Annotated in this window: 1 protein-coding gene; it reads right to left on the bottom strand. The window is 64.9% G+C overall.

Features of this window, described 5'->3' with window-relative positions; genetic code table 11:
• Positions 1-222 (bottom strand): outer membrane protein assembly factor BamB family protein (locus MO867_RS23265; protein WP_252473529.1); only part of this gene is annotated, 222 nt, incomplete at both ends.

Genomic DNA, 222 nt, shown 5'->3' with positions numbered 1-222 from the left:
AGTGACATCCGCCGCAACGATGGGCGCTGCCGTACCGCGCAGGCTCAGACTCGGCACCTGGCTGTCGTAGGTCCAGCGATGCTCGCCCGAAGCTGTATCCAGCGCCGTCACCTTGCCATTGACCAGCTGCACCACCACCAGATCGCGATTAAGCTGCGCTGGCGCCACGGCTTCGGAGGACACCTGACGACGCCAGAGTTCCTGACCGCTGCTGCTGTCCAG

The organism is Microbulbifer okhotskensis (assembly GCF_023895975.1).
Classification (GTDB): domain Bacteria; phylum Pseudomonadota; class Gammaproteobacteria; order Pseudomonadales; family Cellvibrionaceae; genus Microbulbifer; species Microbulbifer okhotskensis.
Note: the sequence above shows the minus strand (reverse complement) of the source record. Positions and strands in the feature narration are given on the sequence as shown.